The following is a 23509-nucleotide window of genomic DNA, read 5'->3' as shown; positions in this document are numbered from 1 at the left end:
GGATAATGTTTTACAAAACATTAAAAAGGAACTAGCGAATGCTAATTCCTTTCTTCAGTAACCATTCTCAAATTTAATTAATTATCGTATCCTTCATAAATTGCATCATTTATTAGATTTTGTGTTTTTTTATCATCAGGTGCAGGCTTCCACCAATTTCCTGTAATAAATAACATAGTTAATAAATTATAACTATCACTAAAATAACTTTCTCTCTTATTCTTCATCCAATCCCAACCACTATTTACCCACTTTTGATTATTGCTACTCGTTATACTTGCAGCAATAAACGGTGAAACAAATACAGCAGTTGGATAACTACCAATATTGGATCCATTTAATTGATAACCATCCACAATTTTAGAAGGATTTCCATTCGTTTTATTTTGAATCCATGAAGAGACTTTATCAGAAATGACTTTACTTCGCTTCTCGCCGTACATCGCATAGTCCATTACAATTCTTAAAGGTACTCGACTAGCATTATAATAATATGCATTTGTATATTCTGACTCATCTAAGAAGTCTTTAGGTGCGGGTTGTGGTGGGTTTTTTACAACGAAATCTGAAATAAGTCCTGTATTTGGAGAGTACTTATTACTAAATTGCGTATAAACATCGTACAAATTATTAATAACAGTAAGCCAAGTTTTATCACCTGTAAATTCATAAAATGCTCTAAGGTGTGACATCATCCAATCAGATGGTCTCGTATCAAGTGAACTTTTAGAATCCCAATCTCCTAAATTTAGTCGGTTATTATTTGTAACATTACTAGCTTTAATACCTTTTGTAATCATGTCTTGTGCTTCTTTCAAATAATTAACTGTTCCATTAGATCCCCACTGCTTATGAGCAAGAAGAAGAGAATACGCAATATCTAAATCCCCATCAGTAGCAGAATCAAAATGACCTTGTGCTTTTTTACTATCTGCGACAACCCATCCCATTAAATTAGGATTTTGAGAGCTTTTAAAAGTTCTTGCTGTTTTAAATAAACCGTCATAGATTTTTTGAGCATTCGAATCATAACCAGCCATTAATACTGTAATTATCATCCCATACCCTTGACCTTCTGAAGTTCCAAGTGGCTTAAACCCATCCGCATCACCTGTAATCTCTCCTTTTACGTAATAACCACCAGGTAAAGAAGATAAATCATTTTTCAAATATTTCTTTTTCCAATTATCGTAGTAACTTCTTACAGAAGCATTTAAACTTTCCTGTGTAACATGATTCGGTTTTATAACACCTGCATAATTAACTTGCTGGGGAAATGGTTTCATTTCCTTTGCAGCAGCTACTTGTTGATTAACTACGGGAATAGAATTTTGTATTGAATTGTCCGTTACACTTGCTGCGAAACTAGAATTAGAAAAACTAGCTAGTCCGATTCCTACAATAGAAATACATGTGAAAATTTTTCTTTTTCCATTCATTATGTTGTCAGCTCCTTTTAAAATGCTTACTACATAAAATGTAACATACAATATTTAACTGAAATACAAAATATTATATTTATCAACATAAGAAAGAAACTATATAAAAAAGTATCATAAAATTATTATTGAATTACATTATACGGATTGATTATTTGCTAAATTCCTATGTTTTTCTTTTCTTAATACCGGTATATGAGCAATCACAATTCCAAGTATAGTAATTCCTCCGCCAATTATCGAAACTAAAGTTGGCACTTCTCCTAACCATATCCAAGCAATGAAACACGCAGTTATTGGCGTTAAATATAGAGAACTTGTCGCTTCAGAAGCACCAGCACGAGATATAATATAGGCCAATGCAATATACGGGAGTACTGTTGGAAAGACACCTAAATATATAACGCTCAAGTTAACTTCAAGAGGAGCTGCTAGTATTTTTTGATAAACTCCGGGTAAGAAAATAAGCATACATACAGTACTAGACAAAATTGTATATATGGTAAATGGTAAGAAGCCGTATTTTTTTAAGTAAGATGTTTGGAAAACGAAAAATAGACTTTCTGAAATCGCCGCTAATAATATAAATAATCCCCCCCCGCTATTCAATTGAATAGCGTCGCCTTGGCTAAATGAAATTAAGGCAATTCCTGCAAAACTCATTACACCACCGATCCAGCCATTTAATTTCATTTTTTCATTCAAAAAAACAGAAGCAAGAATTGCCGTTACTATTGGAGTGACTGAAATTATTAAACTTGCAGATCCAGCATTTACTGTTTTTTCGCCGTAGTTTAATGCGATGTGATAAATAGTAAATCCTAGAGCACCAAATATAAAAATTGCTGGGATATCCTTTAAATCCGGTAGTCGTAGTTTGTATATAAATGAAAATAACAAAAGTATAAATGAGGCGATTAATAAGCGTAGTAAAGTAAGGTGTTCAGGCGTATAAGATTCAAGCCCCATACGAATTGCTGGAAAAGCAGTTCCCCATATAAGAATTGTAAAAGCATGAGCACATATAATGCGTAAATCCCATTTTTTATTATGCATGTTTTCTCTCCCTCCTTAATAGACCAACCATTTTTAAATTACCAATTATTTCTTTTCATCATATTTAATAGTTGATACAATGTCTTCAACCAGTTATTTATCGGAAAAACCAACCACTTTGAATCTTTTAAATTAACGAAGGAGTTTTTTATATGACAACCGATAAAAAAGTGCCCAAATATCGGCAGATAATAGACTATATGAAAGAAAAAATTGAAAACGGAGAATGGCCAATTGGAAGTAAAATCCCTAGTCAGCGGCAGTTAGCACAATTATTTCATGTAAATCGAAGTACTGTAATAAATGCGCTAGATGAACTTATGGCAGATGGTTTAATTCAAGGACAAATCGGAGCAGGAACAATTGTAACAAATAATACATGGTCATTATTAGCAACTAATCCCCCGCCCGATTGGAGTGAATATGTAAAGGCCGGTATTCATAAACCAAGTAAGTTAATGGTGCGAGAAATAAATGAAGCAGAAGCAAATAAAACGCTTATCCATCTTAGTAAAGGTGAACTTGCACCTCACCTTTTCCCGCTCGAAACTATGCAATCTATAATTAAAAACGTCAGTGAGGAATTAGATTATTTCGGATACGAAGAACAAAAAGGTTTTTATCCGTTACGTGAAGCAATAAGCAAATACGTAAAATCATTTGGAATACATGCATCACCGGGTTCTATATTAATAGTCTCTGGTGCACTCCAAGCATTACAATTAATATCAATTGGTCTTTTACATAGAAAATCAACTGTTTTACTTGAACAACCTTCTTACTTATATTCACTTCATGTTTTTCAATCAGCAAATATAAATTTATCCGGTATATCAATGGATCATCACGGTATTTTACCTAACGACTTATTAAAACGAATTAAATATAGTCAAAAGAATAATATTTTATATTCAATCCCTTGTTTTCAAAATCCAACGGGGATATTGATGTCCAAAGAGCGAAGAAAAGAAATATTAAAAATATGTGAAAAAGAGCAATTGCCTATCATCGAGGATGATATTTACCGAGAGTTATGGCTTGATGAATCACCTCCAGCTCCTTTAAAGTCGATGGATAAACATGGACATGTATTATATATTGGTAGTCTCTCTAAAACACTTAGCCCAGGACTTAGAATTGGATGGATAATCGGACCAGAACCTGTTATTGATAGATTGTCAGATATAAAAATGCAAACAGACTATGGATCCAGCTCTTTATCTCAAAGAGTAGCTGCTGAATGGATAAATGAAGGTTTTTATGAAGAACATGTAGCAAACGTAAGAAAGCACCTGAAAGAACGAAGACAAATAATGATACGAGCTTTAAATAAATATTGTGCAGATATTGCATCATGGGATATTCCTAGTGGTGGATTTTTTATATGGCTAAAGGTTGTACATAACATTCCGATGAAAAAACTATTTTCAGAGGCACTATCAAAAGGAATTCTTTTAAATCCGGGACGTATTTATGAAGAAGAATCAGATCAGTACATTCGTTTATCATATGGATATGCTACTCCAGAACAAATGACTAACGGAATTAAATTGCTCAGTGAATTAATTCGGAAGTTAACGGCATAAAAAAAATCCTCTTTTGTTTTTGGAGGATTTTTTTATGTATCTTATTTACCACAATTTCATTTCCTGCCCTAATAAAATAAGTTCTTCATAAGGATCTCCGTCAATATTTAATACTTGAGCAAAAGCAGGTTCTGTTTTTAAACCTTGTTCCTTTAAGCGAATAACTTCTTCCCTTATATGGGGATACTGCATTAATAGCATGTGTTCCACTATCATATGTCTATATGCATTTTGATTACGCACTGGCTTCGGTTGAGCAAATAATTCAAATTCAAAACCTTCGAATTCAAAATTCACCTTTATCGATTCAGTACCTTTAATTTTTTTCTTTTTTATGTTGAACCCTCCATAAGAACCATATAAAGATCTCATTTCCTGCTCAAAAACATCAAAGTTATATACTTCCATTACAATATCTAAGTCAGATTGAGGAGTATCAATTCTTATAGGGATTGTCCCGCAAAGAACGGGATTATATAAAGCTAAATCCTCCATTATGTTTAGGCTATTCAAAACATCATATATTTTTTGTTGTTTCTCATTGCCCGATTGTAAATATGTAATAGATGTAAACATAGAAGTCTCTCCTTCATTTAACATAATAATCATCTCACTAAATATTTAAATCATTGGGTTTTGTTCTAGGAGTACCTTTATTTCAATATATTAAGCCGAACTAACTATATTTTTCAACTTTTCTCCTATACTGCAATACTATAAAAATAAAAAAGGAGGAATTATTATGAGCATTTTTAACATTCTTTTAACCATACACATCCTATTTGGAACAATATGCTTAATCACTGGTATTGTAGCGATGGTTGCCCAAAAGAAGAAAGGAAAACATACCGAATGGGGCGAAATATATCATGCATCCTATGTTGTCATTACCCTTACGGCAATAATATTATCCATTATCAACTGGGATAAAATCGCATATTTATTTTATGTAGCAATCTTCTCTTATTCATTTGCGATTTATGGATACCTTGCACGAAAAAAACGTTGGAAAAATTGGCTCCATCACCACATTAGAGGTATGCTAGGTTCTTATATTGGTGCAGTCACCGCACTTTTAGTAAATATCGGCATCCATATTCCCATTTTAAATTTACTTCCGCCAATATGGTTTTGGTTTTTACCCACCTTAATTGGTATCCCCCTCGTAGCCAGTGTATCAAAAAAATATAAAAAGCGTAGTTGAAATTAATTACATTTTGATTACTTTCTGATTATTAGAATGAAAAATTATACTCTATGTATTACAAATAATATTATGAATGCTCGTCCTATGAATATTTAAAATAAAATGCCGCCCAACAGGACGGCTCTTATTTTTACTTTACAAACGTAACATATTCACCAGAAACCCATTGATTTCCACCAACATTATACCAACCATCTTTATATCCAAACGATTGATATTTTTCACCTTGATACACGTTTTTCACAATGCCGTAATTTGTTCCAGGGCCGGTACGAACACGCAATACATCAGCGATTATAGTAACTACACCTACACCATCGTTTGATGATTGTGAAGTTGCTGGTACATTTCCTCCTGTATAACGGATGTATGATGGATCGTTATAAACCCACTGATCGCCACCTAGATTTAACCAACCATTTGTTTGTCCAAATACTTTGTAGGACTCTCCTTTCCCTAATTGACGAATAACGCCATATCCAGTACCAGGTCCTTTTCGTAAATTTACATTACTACCGTTAATATAAGCAACCCCTACACTATCATTCGACGTGGGAGGAGTCACTACGTTTTGAGCACCTTTTCCAAAAGTATCCGTTCCATACCCTTTGTAGTTATATTGCAAATGCGGGCTATCCACAAATCCTTTCCAGTCACCGCCCCATTCAAAACCAATTTGTTTAGCATAACGAATTGCTGAAGCCCACGGTTCTTTATTATAGCCATTCCAATCTTCTGTACCATTCGACTGAATTGGAACAAAATCTAATGCCTGTCCTACTAAGTGATATGAGCGCATCGTTTGTGATGCTCCTTTACGAACATATTCACGTTGTTGCTCGACCGTACGGATTGTTTCATAAATTAATACTTCAATTCCATTGTCGATACAGTACTGATACCACTTAAAAGCTGCAGCTTTCGTATTATCCGCTAATTTATTCAGATTACTTACATTTCTATTGTGGTATTTCAATATGCAACATCTCCTTTTCTATTATCCTATGCAAAACTCGTCTCACGGGTTGTACATATACCTAGAACGATACGAAGTACAAATACATAGGAAGCCAATTCAACTTACAAAGTTTTCACTTCTAGCTTCAAACTTTGTAAGTTGAAATCGAAGTAATAAAAAAACCACAACCTAAGTCTTCCAGTTGCGGTTTTTGGTATTTTCTTTTTATATGCTACATGCCTTCTTTACAGGTTGTGTAAATTTTTCCTTTATGAATAACACTTCTTATTCATGACTTTTCAAATCCAATAATATTGAATGTAAACAATCCGGATAATTAGTAAACATCCCATCGACTCCCCATGAAAGTAACTTTTTCATATCTTTTTCATTATCTACTGTAAATGGATGAACTTCTAATCCGTTTTTCTTTATTTTATTTACATAATCTGAATCAATATATTTGTAATTCATACCAAGACCTATGCAGTACGTTTTATACTTTTCTATCTCTAATTCTGTTAATTGAACTGCTTTTTTATAAGGTAATAATTGTACTAAAGATATATTACTATTTAAGCTATGAATCTTTTGCAGACTTTCTTCACTAAACGATTGAATAATAACTTTATCCTGTATTTCATAGTGATTAATAATTTCTAATAATTTTTCTTCCATTCCTGGATATTCATTAGGTGATTTTGTTTCGATATAATAGTTTGCGTTATGCCCAAACGTTTCAATAATTTCTTTTAATGTTGGGACTTTAGCATTTTCAAATTCTTTCTTTGCTAAGTTCGGATATTTTTCGTTGAAAAAAGAACCTGCATTTAGTTGCTTTATTTCTTCTAATGTATGCTCTTTCACTAGCCCTGTACCATTTGTTGTACGGTTTAAGGTTTCGTCATGTATAGCCACTAAATGTCCATCTTTTGTCATTTGGAGATCAATTTCTATATAATCTCCATTCATTTGTTGGCCTAATTGATATGCCGCTATTGTATGTTCAGGCGCGAACGCAGAAGCACCTCTATGTGCGATATTTTTTATATGATTTGATTGATTAATAGCTTTAGTATACTTATGTTCATTAATTTTCTGAAAAACAAAGATACTTATTATTATAAAGGCACAAATTATTGTAACGAGATATATCTTTTTCATAACGATTTATAAGCTCCTATATAAAAACAATTTAACTTGAATGATTTATTCAATTAAATGTCGATTTTCCAATACAGTCATTTTGCCGATAGCTTGAAATCCCGATTTTTTATAAATATTGATTCCATCGGGTGAAGCTTGTAATACACAATACGTATTCTTAAATTTTTGTGCTTCTTGCAGAAGGAAATTGAACATAGTAGATCCGAATCCTCGTCCTCTCATTTCTTCTTTCGTTGCGATGTCATAAATACCAATACTATCTTTTGAACATATCAATGAACCAACTGTTACGATTTCACCTTCATAAAACCCTAAAAATAGTTTCATATTCTCACTGTTCCATAAATCAAGATTAGAAATTTGATTATAGAATGCTTGTACATGTATAGCTTCTTCTGATGTGCCGAATAAATTAGCTAACGTTTCTCCAAATTTTTTTATTAGTCCAGGTGAAGATGCTTGTTGAATTGTAAAACTTACTGGCATGTGTATTGTTGGAGAAATTGTTTTTAAGTCTGCTACCATCGCAATATTTTGCTCCGCTTCTTTTAAACCGATTTTAATTAACTCACTTTTTATATCCCGCTCTTGCTCCTCATCCCATAACCAAACACTCATTGGAAATTTCTTTTGATTATAGTATTCTACCTCCTTATATAATTTCTCGATCCCTACCGTTAAATTATTGTTCAGTAGAGTGATGATATTGAATGTATCGGCAGGTAATCCGCAATCAACAGCAATATAATCTTTCGTTTCTTTTATACTCATTCCGGGCACAAATTGCGCAACATATGAAGTTTTAAATGCAAAGTTATCTAGTAGTTGTTGTTTATAATTCATCAATAGTTCTCCTTTTCATAAAAAGTAACACTCGAATTTTTCTATATTAAATATAACATATTAGAAATTTACCATTTTCTATAAAAAGTACCTCTTTAAATTGTGCTCTATAGTTTAAAATAATTAAAAATGATATAACGTTGTCGGAATGAAAAAAGTGGTATATAATAAATATTAACATTACTAGTAATTATTTTAGGTATTCCTAGAATAAAGGAGCGATACATATGAAAATTACTATTTATTTCGGAAGTCATGAAGATCAAGATGTTCGTACTATGGACTGTCATTTAGATGTAGAAGATACAGAAGAGATTGTTTCTGTATCATAATATAAATAGTTAGGGTAAACCCTATTCCTTACAGCGTTTAAGGCACCTTTTATAAGGTGTCTTTTTTGTTATATTTTCATCAAAAACCCTTTACTTTATAGCGTTTTAATAGTAAAATATAAATATACGAACAAACGTTCTTTTTATTTTAAACGTACATGAAGGGATGATTTTAACAATGGCTCCATTAAAGCGCAGAGGAAGAAAAAAGCAAGCACCTATTATTTCAAATACAGGCTTTATCGGCTCTGTCTTTATTGATACATTGGAGTTACAAAAGAAATCCTATTATTTCGCTCGTAAAAAACTTCAAATTGTTCATCACGTACTAGATGGTCTCTCTGGAGCAACAAGTGCTTTATTTAAAGAACATAACATTTCAGCATACATGTCATGTGTGTATTTACATAAACAAAAGAAAATTGGTTTTGTTCTTTCAACGAAACCATTTGAACAAAGTGATGGCGTTGCTTATTTTGTAAATTATTTAATCGAAAAGAATTTTTATGGCGGCCATGATGAAGATGTAGAATATCAAGAAGTATTTAATACAGGTTTTATCGGTGTAGTATTCGCTGATTTATCTAGTATAGATCGCTTTAATTTCGAGTTTGAAATGGGTATGCTAACGAAATTAATGAAAGATATGATTATTCCAGTTAAAGAACTCTTTTTACGCCATAATGTACCGGCTTACATCTCCACTTCCCATTTAGAAGAACAAAACAAATTAGGTTTCGTTCTCTCTGTAAAGCCATATGACGAACGCGCTGAAGCAGATTTATATTTTGAAGCGTATTTAAAAGAACGCGGATTATTTATTGGTGATGAAGAAGATGATATTGATAAGATTGTCATTAGAAAAACCGCTGAATTACGATAAAAAAGCGCAGGATCAGCATCCTGCGCTTTTTAAGTTACGTTAAACACTATAATCTTTTGAATGAATTTCTAAATTTAACTTATTTGCTAAAATTTTATTCAAAGTAAAAAATACAATCCCCCCTGCAATGGGAAGCGTGTAGGCTGGAATGAAATTTAATAATAGTCCTGATATTGCAAGTGCTATTGGCTGCATTATTTTACCTAAGCTTAATCCAATACTAAGAACTCTTCCTCTATATTCTTCAGGAATCTCATTTTGCATGAAATACATTAAAGGAATATCAATTTGTGCTATCATAAATCCTAAAAAGAACATAATCATGCAATACGTAGTAACATATACCAAATTATTTACTACAATAGGTTTAAATAAAACAGGTATTCCTGAAACTATCATAAAAATCGCCAACATAAAACTTATTTTTTTCAATAGATAAGAATAAGAAAAACAATCAGTTATCTTTTTTACTAGTATTGCACCAACTATCATACCTATCGGGAAAGTCCCTTGAATCATACCAAATTGCTTAGAACTAAGATTAAGAACTGTGTTAATAATGTATGGCAACGGAACAGTTACAGCAAAGCCTAAAAAGAAATTAAGAGAAATTAAAATACTAAAAGTATTTTTTAAGCGTTTCCGCTCCAATAAATAAGAGTATCCCTCCTTTATATCTTCAATAAAATTAATTTCTCTAATTGAACATTCCTCATTTATGTTTTGCTCAAACAATTTAAAGTTAATAAACAATATGGAAATAGCCGAAAGGATAAATGAAATACCATTTATAATTATAAAAATTTTAATATCAAAGACTGCAAAAACAATCCCCCCTAACATAGGGCCTAGAATTAAAGATATAGAATCGATAATTTTACTTATAGAATTAATACTCATTAACCGCTCTTTAGTGACCATATTCGGTTTTACGGCCTCTAAACCTATTCCAAAAAAAGTTGTAAATACTGTCATAAGAAAGGTAGTAGTATAAATGATAAATAAGTTTAATCCATAATAGCTGCTTAATATATAAACAGTTATTAATAAGCATCCGCTTAGTAAATCCATACAAATAACCAGTTTCTTTTTATCAACCTTATCAGCAATGACACCGGCAAATGGATTCATAACAATCATTGGAATCGTTCCTAATATGAGCGAAATTGCAAAATTTAACGCAGATCCGGTTATTTGTAAAACATACAATCCTAATGCAAAACTATAAATAGAGCTACCAAATAGTGATACTGTTTTTGCAATTGAATATAAACAAATATTTCTTAGTTCTTGGTTTCTTTTTTTATTTTCTATATGTAATCGTAAACTTCCCATCACTTTTCCCCCTGCCTAACTTTGTGTTACGTACATTGTAAGTTCTTGGGTCAACCCAATAGCAATATGTACTATTTGAAAAGTTTTAAGGGAAAATAAATAAAAGATGGAGTTAACCCCATCTTTTTCCGAAAAATGAATATGTATAAATTTCTTCTCCTTGAACAAAGAAATCCTCGTACTTTCCGCCTCGTTTTAAATAATTTGAAGTACTTTCATCAATCGATTGAAACTGTAAATTTTGGATTTCTTTCGTTACTTTTGCAGATGTAAAATTCTCTCGGAGTCTAGGTGCAATTTGGCTATTTATGCTGAATTTATTAAATAAAATAAATGAACTTAATAAATAACAATTAGGTTTAAAAAGGTAATTTAATTCGCGTAATAAAAACTCCTCATGTTCAAAACTATAATTACTTGTACCTGATTGATCAATTACAATATCAGCAGAATAATTCTGAATAGGAATGTTTAGAAAGTCAGCACAGATAAATACAATATTTCTTTTCAAATTTCTTCTCTCAATTACATCTTTTAAAAGTAAAAGTTTATTCAAATCTCGATCAACAGCAATATATAAACACTCTACCGGTAGTTCTTCATAAATATTTCGTAAAAAGAACCCAATACCAGACCCTAAATCAAGTAGTATTTTTTCATTTAAATCTAATTGCATTAGTTTCTTTTTCGCCCATTCTCCTCCTCTTTGAACATTTTCCAAAAAAGCAGTATCCGTTTCATGGATATAATCTGAAATAGAATCTTCAAGTGATTTCCTCTTATACACCTCAAATAATTTTCCAGCTGTTAAAACTCCGGAAGTAATCGCGTATTCTTCACCACAATTACAAATTAATTTCCCCTCTACAATTTGATTTTTATTAATAATGCCATCTTCAAGAATTAAATTTCCGTTACACTTAACACATTTAAATAAATGAAGTACTTTTAAATCTACCCCTAAAATTGAACTCGAAATTTCAGTTTCTATAGATAAATTATTTAACGTTTTCTTTAATTTATCTTTTCGTTCCTTTAAGGTTTTTATCTCTTGTTCAATCTTTTCATAGTCTAAGGATTTCCCTAAATTTTTATAAAGAAACAGTTCTTTAATTTCATTCAAGCTAAACCCTATCCATTTGTACTCTAATATAAGTTCTATATCCTTTTGACAATACTCGTCAAAAAAATAGTGACTTCCTTTTTTCTCAGGAATAACGAGTCCGAGATCCATATAATGTCTAATCGTATCTACACTTACATTATTTACTTCTGCAAACTTACTGATTTTCATCCTAATCACTACCATTTATATATTTGTTTATACATACTTCTTTATTATTTTAAAAAATCCTTTCATCTCCCTATATAAAATTGTTTATATTATGAAAAAGATGTAATTAATTTTAGAGTTCCGCCACATATCCATCAAGCTAAGCTTATTTAAGTTTAGCTACTCTTTTTAATCTTGAATTTTAAAAAAGAGTAGCAGGTAGTACGGTTATGTCTATATATCTAAAAAGCTTAAAATTAAACTATGAGTTCATGGATAAATTAAAAACTGTGGCGTAAGTACGACAGTTTTTTTCCTTTTTCATTGGGTTGGAATATGTAAGGTTACGTACTTTAACTGTAGAGGACTAGTACTACCCGTTCATATTAATTTCATAGACGTTTAGGATATTGTTTTATGGGAAGTGTTCTTGCTATGAAATCGGGATTGTAAATATAGATGGACGTGATTCAAGTCAAAGAAAAGGCACTCCTAAGAGTGCCTTTTCTTTGACTATTTTATATGTGCGAACGCTTTCAAAATTATTGGATATAAATTGATGTACGCATTGTATTAAATGGTGAATTTATAGATGTCTTTTGGTACTCAAACGTTCCTTGTTGGTGTCCAGAAGCATCCCATTTATAATACCAGCCAACGATTGGTCTTCCGCCAATTATAGTGGAATCAATACTTTTTACATTAGAACCATTCATTTTAGCAAATGGGTTTTGGCCATAGCCCATTTCTTTCGTTGTAATATATAAGTATTTTCCCCCGTGGTTACGCGATGTGCTGAAGCTGTTCTGATTAATTGTTTCTACCCCGCCTAGCTCAGACTCTACTTGTACGACGTTTAGTGAAGTAAGTGGTGCTGCTGGTCCAGCTGAAGCTTCTGTTGCCATTCCTAATCCGACGAACGCTGTAATTGCTAACGATGAAATCCCTAGTGCTGCTTTTTTAAACATAAAAAACATCCCCTTCCATCTATTGTTTTCTCTTTCATTTTCAATATAATCCTAATAACCTTATATGTAAATAGATTGTAGCTGTATAAATATTAGTGCGAATATTCTATTATATATTTCTACAATTCTATTACTTAATATGAATGATTTACAGTGCAAAACGAAATACACACATGTCAAGTTTGTAGTGTTGACATAAAAATTGTAAACTGGCTTATGCCTCGTATTTATCATATTTTATATCCAATATTCCTAAGCTTCTGTATTCTAGAATGTTTTTACTACAACTATTCATTTTTTCTTTGCAGGAACAACTGTGATAACATCTCCTTTATCATTTAAAGTCAGAGAATGTAGAAATTATAGCTAGTTATTGATATGCTACCTACTACGTACTGGAGCGCAACCTATCTGATAGGTGAATGATTCATGTGAAAAAGGAAACGCTACCAGTTCTATAGCACCTCCTTTTTATTTAATAAGTTAGACAGAAAGAATAGAAATAATGTTTTTCCTGTTTCACTATCCTTTTGTTTGTAAATGAACTGAGTTTTGAAAAACTATCCTATATAGTATGAATCGGGTATAGACATTAAATAATAGAATAGGGCACCTATTACTCCACAAGTAAAAATAGTAAATCCCATATTTCTTATGCCTTTAATTTTTGACCACAATCCAATAAATCCTGCTATTAACCCACTTAAAGAGAATAGTGAAAAGTTGGAAACGGGTGTAAGAAGAAATTCCGCATTAATCCCTGTCCCCCAACAAACAATAGGTAACACGACAAGGGTAAGACAAAGTAATCCCATTACACTTACAAGTAATTTAAGATATTTGATACCTGCAATAATTAAATAGATTCCACCTATAAATCCACATAACCAGTAAATTGGCATAAAGTAAATCCAAAGAAAATGCAAGATGATCATATGTAATTTCCTCCTATTTATTTTCGCTCATTGTAGTTCTGGTTATTTGATGTTCTGAATTCGTTGCTAATTTATTAAGTTGATTTAGCGTTTCTTCTAAATCAAACGAATTAAACCAACGGTAATCCTGTCTGTCTAGAATACGATAATGCTGACTAATTAGATTTTGTTGTAAGCGAAAGTTCCCTTTTTCTTGAATCTGCTTCCACCAGACTTTTCCTCCCAATGTTTTTTCTTTGAAGTTGTTAGTGCTATTGTGGGCCATTGTTTCGATTACTACTAATGGATCATCCCCAAGAGTATTCTGTAAAACTTCACTATCTCTAAACAATGCACAAATAGCAACAGTGTTGGTCCAACCTGCATTCGTTCTCCCTTTCTCAATTTGAACAAGCGTTTTTTTTGATATGCCGAGAACTTCAGCCATTTTATCTTGTGTATATCTTTTTTCAGTGCGTATTAACTTTATTTTCATTGAAATAAGTTCAATTGCATGCTCCTTATTCACTTTACTTCCCCCAAAAAGTAACTAATGTGTTATTTAGTGTAATTTTACACTTTAATCAATTCATTTTCAACTCAATCCTCCTTAAATCTTGTAAGAAATAATTGGATAAGTCATAAAAAAGGCATTCCACAGTTATCTATGGGAAGGTAGCTCGACCATCGATTTCTAACCTCGATGGAGATATGTCGAGATCACATTTCATTTTAATTAAATAAAAAACCCGTAAATAATTCACGGGTTTTACTTTAATAACTAATTGCTATTGTACCTTCACCTGCATGAACCGCAAATGAAATTGGTAATGGATATAATTTGAAATCCATTTCAGGGAATGCTTGTCTAATATCTGCAATCCATTCCTCGGCTCCATCTTTATCATTAGCATGGAACATGTGAAGTACTTTTGGTAATTCTTTTTCAAGTTCATTTTTAATATATTCTCGACATTTTTGGATTTTACGAACTTTCTTTTCAAGTAAAAGCTCTCCACCTTTTACTTCTAATATTAAGTTAACACTTAATAAACTTCCAAGTAAAAATTGAATGCCCTTTACACGACCACTTGCATAAAGGCCTTTTAAACTTTTCGGGAATACGTGGAAAGGTCTTCTTTTTTCATCTACTAATGTTTTGTGTATATCTTGTAAAGTCATACCATCATTGTATAACGATTTCGCTTTTCTAATTAGTTCATCCATTGGATAACTTGTTGTTTCACTGTCTAATACCGTTAATGGAAAACCTGCCATTTCTGCAGCTAGCTTCATATTTTGATAGGTTCCACTTACTTTTCCGCTAATAGCAACTGCAAATCCTTCTTCATATTCTTCTTTGCATTTCGTAAATAACTCTACCATTTCCCCAATATTAGGTTGTGAAGTAGTGACTGTTTTACCTTCGTTTAACGCATTATAAACACGTTCACGTACACCTTCTTCACAATCTTTGTACGACATTCCATCAATAATAACTTCGATTGGGATAACAAAGTTATCTCCTTCTGTTTTAAAATTCGCAGTTGTACTATCAGTAATCCAAGCAACACGCTTCATGTTGTTCCTCCCTTAATTCAATTCCTCTTTTCTAATTTTTCTATATATTTATGTTATAAAAAGAGAATATCCCTGTAATAGTAACAGGACTTTATTGTTTTGGCTATAGTAGATGTATATTAAATGTGACTATTTCTTGTCTATTTCACAAATAAAAAAGAAAATCAAGGAATTTGCTCGATTTTCTTCTTATCATATACTATTTAAAAGTTTCATTATCTAAAATTACAACATAATCATTCGTTAATCTTCCAGCTTCTTTTGTATAACTAACAAGTCTTTGTATATTATCACAGCAAATTTTTGCTCCCCATACGAGTAACGGTACGCCAATAAAATCGATATGGAACCTTCTAGAAAACAGCCCACCGAAAGTCATTGGTAAAGGCACTGTTGGTGATGTGTTAGAAAATATAATCTTTTCATGGCTTTGATAATGTTTTTGCAAGATTTCTCCTAAATGCTTCATCGCTGGTACAACAACTTTTGATGCGCCACATCCAATCGTATATACAGGATGACCATGTTCATCGATTCCATGAAAAATAATTTTTCCCATATCTTCTGTTTTCAATTTATTAAAGTAATCTACATTCAAAATTTCTTCTTTCGTTAACTTACGATCCGTTGGTAATTTATTTAAATGATACGCTGCAGCAAGTGAAGTTGTATGAGTACCGCCGAAGTCTGTGTAAATGTATATCATATTATCATCCCTTGTTGTAAAAGTTCAATGTTAATTAGTATTACCGTTCTTAGCAATGTTAAACAAGGGGTGAATGCATTTACGTTTTTTGTGTTAATTCATTATATTTTTTCCAAATATAATAACGTCTACTAATCACAGTGCCTAATGTAATACATAAAAAGGCATTTGTTACAACCATTAATGTCTGGTGCGTACTACCAGAAAACATACTTTGTTTAATCATAATTTTTGCTCCTAAAATAACAAGAAGGATTATTGTACTTACCCAATTTCCTTTTCGGAGTACATGACCTGTTTTACTATCAAATCGAAATGTTAAAGCTCTTCCCCGTATAATCCCTAGACCTAAGCCAATTCCAAGCATTACAACAAACAGTAGTCCTTGCAGCAAAGTTATTTGTCCCATATGAATAATGGACTGGATTGTTACAAAGCACAACAAAGCCGGAATGAGCCAAATACGGTTTATTTTCACTTTTCGTTCTTTACTTTGCATCAAAACAATAGTAAGAACAACAAGTAAAATATCCATTTAGAATCCTCCTATAAACTTGTTTATCTTTAAAAAATATATTCTCCTCTTTTCATTCCATACTTGAAATACGATAGCTACTTTTAAGTGTAAGTTGGAAAATGTGATTTCTCATCAGTCTTAAGCATTATTTATAAAAATAAAAAGACGTACTTTTTACTCGTACGCCTTTAATAACTCGTTTAAACTCCTATTTATCAACTAATTCCACACCTTTAGAATTAGTTTTACCCAACACTCGAATGTTAAATTTATTAATGGCTTTTAAAAAGATAATATAAATACAATATCCAATAATAGAACCTATAACATTACAGATCACATCATCAATATCAGTAATTCGTCCTACTCCACTAAATAAAGACTGAATTAATTGTAGCAATTCGATACTAACTGATATAGTAAATCCTAATAAAATAGTATTTTTGAACTTTTTATATTTATCCCATAAAATTGGTGCTAAAAATCCTAAAGGCATTAATAATAAAATATTCCCGCCTACATTTCTTACAATAAGACCAATCATAAATAGGGCATCCCCATCATAAGCACTACCAATTTGATTGATGTCTTTAATAATTGATGCAAATGGTATTATATTGACCGAGCGATTCAGATCTTCAATATTAGAAGGAAAACCGATTGGTAAAGGGAATAAAGTTACTGCAACAACCATACAAATGTAGACCACGAATAAAAAACTTATTATTTCTTTCCACCAAATCATATGTTTTTTATTTTTGGTACCAATTAATATTCCACGTACAATTAAATAACAAATAACCCCTAAAATAATAAACAAACTACCGTTGATCATATACAAATTGTTAACACATCCTTTCATATGAATTAATAATTTAAATTTACAATTATATAGTAATGTTTTTTAATTTAAAAATCCATATAAACATATGTAATTGTGCAGAATTACAAAAACCCCTTATTTAATAAATAAAGGGTTCCTCGTTAACTAAAATATTTTTCAGAACAGAAACAATCATAAACCCGTTTAAATTATTTTCGTATCTCTTCTTTTATATCCATATAATTAAAAAGCTCTTTCTATTTCTGTCATTAATTTTTCAGGTCCTGCCCCTTTATTCGATGGAATAACTAAAGTGATTCCTAATTCTGGATATATGGCCGAGCGAAAACTGACGCCTGGATCATATCCCATTACATGATATTTGAATACCTTGTTTTCTCGTGTTTCAATCCATACTCCATATCCGTAAGACTGTTTATCATTTACATGAATGTGGGGAGTTAAAAGTAACTTTGTATATTCCTTTCCTAAAATTTCATTATTAAATAGTGCCGCCCAAAATTTCAACATGTCTGGTGCAGTAACATATGCACCTCCATCAGCCCCTCCTTTTATTGGTATAGAGTAAGCGTTTGTTCTCCAATTTTGGTTGGTTTCGTCCTTTATATATCCTAGAGCTGTATGTCTTGGTAATTTATCTAACGAAAAATAGCCAGAATCATTCATGCCAATCGAATTAAAAATGTTTGTTTCTATATACTCCGTAAATTTAAGTCCCGTCTGTTCTTCTATTATTAATCCAAGTATGATAAAACCTGCGTTGTTGTAGTGAAACTTACTCCCAGGTGCAAACATCATATTACTGTTTTGGAATAATGGTAAAAAGTCTTTTAAGCTCTTTAATAGATACATAGGTGTTTGTTTCCAAAGATCCTCGAAGTTATCCATAATACTTTCATCAAAATAATCTGGTATACCAGAACTATGCGTTAGTAGTTGATGTATTGTAATATCTTCATCGAAGTTTGGAAGTTTTATCTCTAGACAATCCTTTAATTTTGTATGAAAAGAAATAACACCTTTTTCAACAAGTTGACAAATTCCAATTGCAGTGAAAATTTTACATCCTGAGGCAATGCCGAATCTTGTTTGTATCGTATTGTTTATACATTCACTTTTGTTTGCGTAACCCATTGCTTTTTCATAGATTAAGTCTTTTTCTTTTTTTACTAAAACTACCCCAGAGAAATCTATTTTCTTTTGTATTTCTTTTACAATTTTATTAATTTCATCTTTTGTTTTTATCACGACAACCACCCTTGTCTTTCGGTATTGTTCTTTACCCTTATTAATTTTTCCATATAAAGGGGAAAGAACCCTTTTATTAAATACGATAAATTGTTAATGAGAACACAAAGTTCATTTCGAATGTATTCCGCTATTTGTGGGCAGTAGGACCCCCATCTCAAAATTCAGCGAAAGCAAAGAAGTTAAGTGGGGACCCTGCTGCCCGTAAAAGCCCGATTGGTGAGGGCTGATAATCAGTGGGGGATGCCCCCCTCATTAAAGTTTCACTTTATTGATTCAGTAGAATACAACTTAGATTGTGATGGGAATAAAGTAAACACACACAAGACGATAGTAATAAATAACATGATCAATGAACCTACAATAACTACCAGTTGTATAGAAATGAACTGAGTCGCAACACCAGATAATATTGTAATAAAGATTGTTACTAACGCAATAACAAGTCCATATATACTTCCGATCCGTCCCATTATATGAACGGGAACGTTATTTTGGTAAAACGTATAAAAGCCTGTATTTGCATATGCCATAGAGAAAGATAAAATAAAGAATCCAATAGCAGCTATTAAAAATATATTTGAAAAAGCATAAATTAAATAACCAATTGCGATGAATAATGATCCTATTCCAATTAGAAATGAAGGTGCTAATTTCTTTGACAAAATTGTATTTGTTATGGCACCTAAAATAAATCCTGCACCAGCTATACTAACTAGAAAACCATATTCACTATCTGTTAGTAGTAATACCTCTTTCGCAAACGATAGTTCAAGTGAATCAGTAGCGGTTGCTAATACGAACATACTTTGAAATAAGAAATACACACATACGACATACACATGTTTTCTACTAAAATTTATAACAGTGTTCCAATCTTTTTTTAATACTGTAAGAGATAATGTATTACTTGTTGTATCCGAAGCTTCTTTCTTATCAAGATTAGGTAAAAGTAATGTAATTAATCCTGATAAGAGAAATGCTATAGCATTCATATATATAGCAAACTCTGGTGTACCTGCAATTAATAATCCCCCCGCTACTGCTGGTCCAATTAGTGATGCACCAGATCCTATTAAACTGCGTAGTGAGTTGAAACGTTGTCTTTGCTCTACTGGGATTAATTTCGTCATATACGTCATAGCAGTTGGCTCATAAATTGCACTGGCCATACTTATAAAGAATACGAATACATAAACAATCCAAAGTGACGGAAGTAAAGGTAAAATAGCGATAAATAACACACGATATATATCGAGGTGAATCATTAATTTCCGTTTATTTAAACGATCAATCATACTCCCAGACCAAGCGTTTGTAAATAAAATGGCTAAAGGTTTTATTACATATAAAGTAGCAACAGCTAAGGCTGAGCCACCCATATTATAGACAAGTACATTCAGTGCTATTAAGTAAATCCATGCCCCTAAATTCGCAATACCAACTCCGGACAATAGTAATAAAGGATATTTCCAATCTTTAAGTAAGTTCTTCATTTTTGGCCCCCGCTTTCCAAATTGTTTTAAAACAATAAAAAAATCCCACCCCCAAGACTTTTAGTCTTAGGGACGAGATTTATCATCGCGGTGCCACCCTAGTTTATTAATATGTCGCCATATTAACCTTATCAGGTACTGCATTATTTTCATGCTTATACCTTAGCTCTATAACGAGAGCTCCCGTCACACCATCCCCCTAATAATAGGTTCCGATGTGCTGCTCAGAGGCTTGGTTCAATAAAGAATTTTTACTCCTTTTCAGCTAAATGGAGCTCTCTGTGAAAAATTCATTTTATTTACTCTTCTCTTCACTGCATTTATTTTTTCCATATTATCACATATACATTTAACTGTAAATAAACAATAATCAGATATTTAATAACGTGTCACTGTTAGTTCTCTTATTTATTATTTTTTCTAAAAATTACGGTGCGTGAAATTACTTACAACTCTAAAGAAAGAGCTATTTGCATACAGCTCCTTCCAAATGCCTGGATTAATTCGTATTCGCCTCTGTTAACGGTTGTAACGGCGGTTCTAATTCTAGTTCTAGTATATCTCCTTCTTGTAAATCTTGTCCTTTTTCAATACTTTGACTCGTTACATAACCCGTACCAGAAGTTTTCAAATCTAATTTCAAAAGTTTAGAGAAATACATAACATCACGCATGGACCACCCTTTTACATTTGGCATTTGTGCGTTATTCCCTAATAAAAATATACGATCACCTTCACTCATTACCTCGCCAGACTGTGGATATTGTTTTATTATTTTTCCTTCTCCTAAAATCACCGGCTGTAGCTTCTCTTTTTCTACACTTTTCTCTATTGTATCCATCGATTGATTTACATAATTTTGTACTTTTAATTGAGATTGTTTCGCTGCATCAGCTATTTGTTTTTCTGTATACGGTTTCACCTTTAAATATTCAAGGCTGTTTTTTATAACAGGTTTAAATATTTCAGCAAGAGGCTGAGCTCCATACTCATCTCCTTTTAACTTTGGCTGCTTAATAGCTAAGTATACGATTAACTCCGGATCATCAATTGGAGCCATTCCTAAAAAGGAGAAAATGTAATTCTCTTTCCCTTCCATATATCGGCCGTTTTCAGGATTCGGGATTTGTGCTGTTCCTGTCTTACCTCCAATTGGATAACCATCTACTTTATACATTGTACCAGTTCCTTTTGAAGATGTTATAACACGCTCCATTAAGCTTCTAACCTTGTCCGCTGTTTCTTTTTTTATCGGATTCCCAATTTCTTTCGGTTGATTTTCCATAATAACTTCTTTGTTTGTTGGATTTACAACTTTATCAACGATATATGGTTGCATCATTTTCCCGTCATTTGCTATAGCGGTAGCCGCTTGGATTAATTGAATCGGAGTTACTGTAGAACCTTGACCGAAAGAAGTTGTAACCTGTTGAATTTGCGTATTTAATAATAAAGTATTTTTCCTTTCTCCAGGTAAATCTATCCCTGTTTTTTGATTGAATCCAAATTTATTCATATATTGCTTAAATTTATTTGGTTTCAGTAACTGATCTTCTAAAATAGAAAAAGCTACGTTTGATGACCTTTCAAATCCTTCATCAAATGTAATTGATCCCCATCCAAATCCACCATTATGGTCTTTTATATCAGATGAACCAACGGAATATTTTCCAGATTGAAAATATTCTTTTCCGTTATATACACCTTCATTAATGGCAGCTGCTAGCGTAAAAACTTTCATTGTTGAACCTGGCTCGTATGCATTTGCAATCGGATCATTTAAAAAGTATTCGATATCACCTATATTAGGATTGTAACTAGGTTTACTAGACATCGCTAAAACTTTACCGGTTTTTGGATCAGCAATAATTCCAATTAACATAGAAGGATCATAATGTTCTTGCGCTTTGTTCATCGCTTCTTCTAAAAAACTATTAATTTGTTTATCAAGCGTTAAATATACGTTATTCCCATTTTTAGCTGGTTCTACTTTACCTATATCATTTGTAAGCGGAATTCCCCTTCGTGTACCCACATATTCTATATTCCCGTTTGTAGAGCGCAAATATTTATCCAAACTCTTTTCCAGTCCAAACTTTCCTTCCGTATTCCCTTTATCATCTGGTCTAGCAAAACCAAGTATATAGGATGCGAAGTCTTCATTCGGATACACTCTTGCTTTTTCCGACATAAAAGATACACCTGGTATTTTTAAATTATTAATTTTTTCTTTCGTTTCCCTAGATAAATTCCGACCAATTTTTCCAATTTCAACTTGTGTACGCCCTTCATGAAAGTTTTTTAATACTTCTTCTTTATCAATTCCAAGCGCATCGGCTAATTGTTGTGCGGTTTCATCTTTATTTTTCACTTTATCTTTTCCTTTTAAATTCACAACAACTCGATACGTTGTAGAATCTTGTACTAACACCTTTCCGCTTTGATCATAGATAGTGCCACGATTCGCTTCTAAAACACCTTTTTTATTATGTTGTTCATTCGCGAGATCCTTTACATTCACATTATGCACGACTCCTACTGCCTGAATATAGAATATACGCAAAATCATAATAAGAAACAAAACAATAAAAGCAATCATCATATATCGAGCGCCTTTATTCGTTTGGAGTTTTTGCATACTTATCTCCTCTCTTTTGGAATGGATTCGTACGAAGATCCGTTTTAAAATTTGTAGTTTTTGTTTGCGATACTATATGTTTCGAAGTTTTCTTTTTAATTCCTTTAAAACAATGCAAAACTAACTGTTGTTATTTTGTGTCATTATTTTATATATTTTAAATACGGTGCGTGAAATTTCAGAATATTAATTAGTACAACTTGATTACAGAGCACTCTAAACTCTTTTCGTATTTCCTATAAAAAAATTCCCCTCTGGATGTCCAAAGGGGAATTTTTTTAGGAAAATTATGCGATATGGTTATATTTCGCTAAGAAAGGAATTCGTCTCGCTACTAATGCATACATTTTGAATACAAGTTTCGCTATTGGTTCAAACATACGTGTACTTTGCATTACTAAAGCGCTCGTAATAAGTGTTAAGAATGCTGCACCAAGTATATCTAAAGGATAATGAACACCTACGTACATACGTGATATACCGACTAGTACTGCCCATAATAGCGCGATATATTTCAG

22 protein-coding genes and 1 other annotated feature are annotated in these 23509 nt (G+C 32.1%); of the genes, 3 read left to right on the top strand and 19 right to left on the bottom strand.

Translation table 11 applies throughout. From position 1 onward, the window contains the following. Positions 1 to 77 precede the first annotated feature (77 nt). Positions 78 to 1439 carry a glycosyl hydrolase family 8 gene (locus H6481_RS26450; protein ID WP_063547441.1) on the bottom strand — a complete coding sequence of 454 codons (1362 nt, stop codon included), beginning with the start codon at positions 1437 to 1439 and terminating at the stop codon, positions 78 to 80. Positions 1440 to 1577: 138 nt separating this feature from the next. Next, complete coding sequence (locus H6481_RS26445) at positions 1578 to 2495, bottom strand: DMT family transporter (protein WP_097987281.1); 918 nt, start codon at positions 2493 to 2495, stop codon at positions 1578 to 1580. 152 nt (positions 2496 to 2647) lie between these two features. Between H6481_RS26445 and H6481_RS26440 the strand changes: the two genes are divergently transcribed. Continuing rightward, complete coding sequence (locus H6481_RS26440; RefSeq protein WP_000205602.1) at positions 2648 to 4081, top strand: PLP-dependent aminotransferase family protein; 1434 nt, start codon at positions 2648 to 2650, stop codon at positions 4079 to 4081. Between the two features lie 45 nt (positions 4082 to 4126). Here the strand turns inward: H6481_RS26440 and H6481_RS26435 are convergent, their stop codons facing one another. After that, complete coding sequence (locus H6481_RS26435) at positions 4127 to 4657, bottom strand: DUF4269 domain-containing protein (protein WP_000495198.1); 531 nt, start codon at positions 4655 to 4657, stop codon at positions 4127 to 4129. A 166-nt stretch (positions 4658 to 4823) separates the two neighbouring features. On the opposite strand from H6481_RS26435, the gene H6481_RS26430 reads away from it, so the two are divergent. Then, positions 4824 to 5285: a DUF2306 domain-containing protein gene (locus tag H6481_RS26430; RefSeq protein ID WP_053564312.1), complete on the top strand. Its 462-nt coding sequence runs from the start codon at positions 4824 to 4826 to the stop codon at positions 5283 to 5285. Positions 5286 to 5418: 133 nt separating this feature from the next. On the opposite strand, the gene H6481_RS26425 is transcribed toward H6481_RS26430, so the two are convergent. The 3 genes from H6481_RS26425 to H6481_RS26415 form a co-directional block, all read right to left on the bottom strand. Then, positions 5419 to 6264: an SH3 domain-containing protein gene (locus tag H6481_RS26425; RefSeq protein WP_000873741.1), complete on the bottom strand. Its 846-nt coding sequence runs from the start codon at positions 6262 to 6264 to the stop codon at positions 5419 to 5421. A 267-nt stretch (positions 6265 to 6531) separates the two neighbouring features. Further along, positions 6532 to 7410: a glycerophosphodiester phosphodiesterase gene (locus tag H6481_RS26420; protein ID WP_182813636.1), complete on the bottom strand. Its 879-nt coding sequence runs from the start codon at positions 7408 to 7410 to the stop codon at positions 6532 to 6534. A 45-nt stretch (positions 7411 to 7455) separates the two neighbouring features. Then, complete coding sequence (locus H6481_RS26415) at positions 7456 to 8256, bottom strand: GNAT family N-acetyltransferase (RefSeq protein WP_182813634.1); 801 nt, start codon at positions 8254 to 8256, stop codon at positions 7456 to 7458. Positions 8257 to 8766: 510 nt separating this feature from the next. Between H6481_RS26415 and H6481_RS26410 the strand changes: the two genes are divergently transcribed. Continuing rightward, positions 8767 to 9471 carry a hypothetical protein gene (locus H6481_RS26410; protein WP_000035355.1) on the top strand — a complete coding sequence of 235 codons (705 nt, stop codon included), beginning with the start codon at positions 8767 to 8769 and terminating at the stop codon, positions 9469 to 9471. Positions 9472 to 9510: 39 nt separating this feature from the next. On the opposite strand, the gene H6481_RS26405 is transcribed toward H6481_RS26410, so the two are convergent. The 13 genes from H6481_RS26405 to H6481_RS26345 form a co-directional block, all read right to left on the bottom strand. After that, on the bottom strand, positions 9511 to 10806 hold the full coding sequence (locus H6481_RS26405; RefSeq protein ID WP_000535169.1) for an MFS transporter: 1296 nt from the start codon (positions 10804 to 10806) through the stop codon (positions 9511 to 9513). 112 nt (positions 10807 to 10918) lie between these two features. Beyond that, entirely contained in the window at positions 10919 to 12100 is a 1182-nt protein-coding gene (locus tag H6481_RS26400; protein WP_182813633.1) for a MerR family transcriptional regulator, read from the bottom strand. A 521-nt stretch (positions 12101 to 12621) separates the two neighbouring features. Continuing rightward, entirely contained in the window at positions 12622 to 13047 is a 426-nt protein-coding gene (locus H6481_RS26395; protein ID WP_000472917.1) for a DUF4879 domain-containing protein, read from the bottom strand. A 560-nt stretch (positions 13048 to 13607) separates the two neighbouring features. Further along, positions 13608 to 13982, bottom strand: a complete 375-nt coding sequence (locus H6481_RS26390) for a hypothetical protein (RefSeq protein ID WP_000584709.1) — start codon at positions 13980 to 13982, stop codon at positions 13608 to 13610. Between the two features lie 13 nt (positions 13983 to 13995). Beyond that, positions 13996 to 14490: a helix-turn-helix domain-containing protein gene (locus tag H6481_RS26385; RefSeq protein WP_001031006.1), complete on the bottom strand. Its 495-nt coding sequence runs from the start codon at positions 14488 to 14490 to the stop codon at positions 13996 to 13998. Positions 14491 to 14735: 245 nt separating this feature from the next. After that, entirely contained in the window at positions 14736 to 15542 is an 807-nt protein-coding gene (locus H6481_RS26380; RefSeq protein WP_000831923.1) for a DegV family protein, read from the bottom strand. 199 nt (positions 15543 to 15741) lie between these two features. After that, entirely contained in the window at positions 15742 to 16248 is a 507-nt protein-coding gene (locus H6481_RS26375; protein ID WP_000639421.1) for a DUF3189 family protein, read from the bottom strand. Between the two features lie 79 nt (positions 16249 to 16327). Then, the gene (locus H6481_RS26370; protein ID WP_182813632.1) at positions 16328 to 16783 is read right to left on the bottom strand and encodes a DUF1453 family protein; all 456 of its coding nucleotides are present in this window, start codon (positions 16781 to 16783) and stop codon (positions 16328 to 16330) included. Between the two features lie 190 nt (positions 16784 to 16973). Then, a complete protein-coding gene (locus H6481_RS26365) occupies positions 16974 to 17606 on the bottom strand; it encodes a VanZ family protein (RefSeq protein ID WP_182813630.1) in 633 nt (210 codons plus the stop codon). A gap of 225 nt (positions 17607 to 17831) precedes the next feature. Continuing rightward, a complete protein-coding gene (locus H6481_RS26360; RefSeq protein ID WP_023522088.1) occupies positions 17832 to 18857 on the bottom strand; it encodes a serine hydrolase in 1026 nt (341 codons plus the stop codon). Positions 18858 to 19120: 263 nt separating this feature from the next. Then, positions 19121 to 20353, bottom strand: coding sequence for an MFS transporter (locus H6481_RS26355; RefSeq protein ID WP_098277023.1), 1233 nt, complete (start codon positions 20351 to 20353; stop codon positions 19121 to 19123). Positions 20354 to 20418: 65 nt separating this feature from the next. After that, positions 20419 to 20677 (bottom strand) — a binding site (T-box leader). Positions 20678 to 20852: 175 nt separating this feature from the next. Then, positions 20853 to 22991, bottom strand: coding sequence for a penicillin-binding protein (locus H6481_RS26350; protein WP_001170941.1), 2139 nt, complete (start codon positions 22989 to 22991; stop codon positions 20853 to 20855). Positions 22992 to 23278: 287 nt separating this feature from the next. Continuing rightward, a partial coding sequence (locus tag H6481_RS26345) for a phosphatase PAP2 family protein (RefSeq protein WP_182813628.1) occupies positions 23279 to 23509 on the bottom strand: 231 nt, incomplete at its 5' end.

This window comes from Bacillus sp. ME78 (genome assembly GCF_903970865.1).
GTDB lineage: Bacteria > Bacillota > Bacilli > Bacillales > Bacillaceae_G > Bacillus_A > Bacillus_A cereus.
The sequence above is the reverse complement of the archived record's forward strand: the minus strand, read 5'-3'. Positions and strand labels throughout refer to the sequence as shown.

Excerpts from the sequence above, each read along its gene's own strand:
- H6481_RS26430 (WP_053564312.1), top strand. The coding sequence starts at position 4,824 with ATGAGCATTTTTAACATTCTTTTAACCATACACATCCTATTTGGAACA.
- H6481_RS26405 (WP_000535169.1), bottom strand. The coding sequence starts at position 10,806 with ATGGGAAGTTTACGATTACATATAGAAAATAAAAAAAGAAACCAAGAA.
- H6481_RS26450 (WP_063547441.1), bottom strand. The coding sequence starts at position 1,439 with ATGAATGGAAAAAGAAAAATTTTCACATGTATTTCTATTGTAGGAATC.
- H6481_RS26390 (WP_000584709.1), bottom strand. The coding sequence starts at position 13,982 with ATGATCATCTTGCATTTTCTTTGGATTTACTTTATGCCAATTTACTGG.
- H6481_RS26435 (WP_000495198.1), bottom strand. The coding sequence starts at position 4,657 with ATGTTTACATCTATTACATATTTACAATCGGGCAATGAGAAACAACAA.
- H6481_RS26395 (WP_000472917.1), bottom strand. The coding sequence starts at position 13,047 with ATGTTTAAAAAAGCAGCACTAGGGATTTCATCGTTAGCAATTACAGCG.
- H6481_RS26370 (WP_182813632.1), bottom strand. The coding sequence starts at position 16,783 with ATGGATATTTTACTTGTTGTTCTTACTATTGTTTTGATGCAAAGTAAA.
- H6481_RS26420 (WP_182813636.1), bottom strand. The coding sequence starts at position 7,410 with ATGAAAAAGATATATCTCGTTACAATAATTTGTGCCTTTATAATAATA.
- H6481_RS26415 (WP_182813634.1), bottom strand. The coding sequence starts at position 8,256 with ATGAATTATAAACAACAACTACTAGATAACTTTGCATTTAAAACTTCA.
- H6481_RS26380 (WP_000831923.1), bottom strand. The coding sequence starts at position 15,542 with ATGAAGCGTGTTGCTTGGATTACTGATAGTACAACTGCGAATTTTAAA.
- H6481_RS26440 (WP_000205602.1), top strand. The coding sequence starts at position 2,648 with ATGACAACCGATAAAAAAGTGCCCAAATATCGGCAGATAATAGACTAT.
- H6481_RS26410 (WP_000035355.1), top strand. The coding sequence starts at position 8,767 with ATGGCTCCATTAAAGCGCAGAGGAAGAAAAAAGCAAGCACCTATTATT.
- H6481_RS26375 (WP_000639421.1), bottom strand. The coding sequence starts at position 16,248 with ATGATATACATTTACACAGACTTCGGCGGTACTCATACAACTTCACTT.
- H6481_RS26355 (WP_098277023.1), bottom strand. The coding sequence starts at position 20,353 with ATGAAGAACTTACTTAAAGATTGGAAATATCCTTTATTACTATTGTCC.
- H6481_RS26445 (WP_097987281.1), bottom strand. The coding sequence starts at position 2,495 with ATGCATAATAAAAAATGGGATTTACGCATTATATGTGCTCATGCTTTT.
- H6481_RS26400 (WP_182813633.1), bottom strand. The coding sequence starts at position 12,100 with ATGAAAATCAGTAAGTTTGCAGAAGTAAATAATGTAAGTGTAGATACG.
- H6481_RS26350 (WP_001170941.1), bottom strand. The coding sequence starts at position 22,991 with ATGCAAAAACTCCAAACGAATAAAGGCGCTCGATATATGATGATTGCT.